Origin of the sequence: Moellerella wisconsensis ATCC 35017, from assembly GCF_001294465.1 — a bacterium.
GTDB lineage: Bacteria > Pseudomonadota > Gammaproteobacteria > Enterobacterales > Enterobacteriaceae > Moellerella > Moellerella wisconsensis.
In genome coordinates this window covers 1-638 of the sequence record NZ_LGAA01000040.1, presented here as the reverse complement: position 1 = coordinate 638, position 638 = coordinate 1, and the positions used below count along the sequence as shown (strand labels likewise).

Below are 638 nucleotides of genomic sequence, written 5' to 3'. Positions count from 1 at the left end.
TGCGCTGCGTCGTTTAGCATACTGCCAGTAACATCGGCCCCATCGTCACTTTGGCTTGGCGGGTCCATGTAGTAATCCAGGCCTTTAACATCGGAGTCGTCCGCGCGTGCAACGTTCGCAGCAAGCAGCGGTAACGTCAGAAGCACGATCAGTTTGAGTTTCATGGGCGGCTCCCTCTGAGGAATGAACCTTTCTTCGATGGTGTGAGGTAAAGCAGCTGCAGTTCACCGGGTTTCTGGTTGATGGTGGCACGGTACTGCGTTTGTTGTCGGATCAGGGTCAGCAACTGTTCAAACGTAACCTTCGAACCACCAACATCGATATTGAGTGGAAGCGGTAACTTGATCCCCTGACTGGTGAATTGAAGGCCACGCTGTTTAGCCAGTTGCTCCAGTAATTCGTAAGCATCACCCTGCCAGCTCACACGAACATACTGACTGTTTGCATTGATAATGGTAGGGAATTTGTAACGGGTCCTGATAATGGCTCCAGCCTGGTAAAGCTCATCCTGTGCGAGTTTTATCTTAATGGCTTGCTCACGCAATTCCTGATCTACCAGCTGCTGAGCAGAGATTTGTTTTTCCTTTTCGCTTTGAGAGGCACACCCGGCAAGAGCTAACACAGAAACGGCCGCGAGG

Annotated in this window: 1 protein-coding gene; it reads right to left on the bottom strand. The window is 51.1% G+C overall.

All coding sequences use genetic code 11. From position 1 onward, the window contains the following. Positions 1-160 precede the first annotated feature (160 nt). The coding region (locus M992_RS14260) for a DotD/TraH family lipoprotein (RefSeq protein ID WP_147638192.1) at positions 161-638 on the bottom strand (478 nt) is incomplete at its 5' end.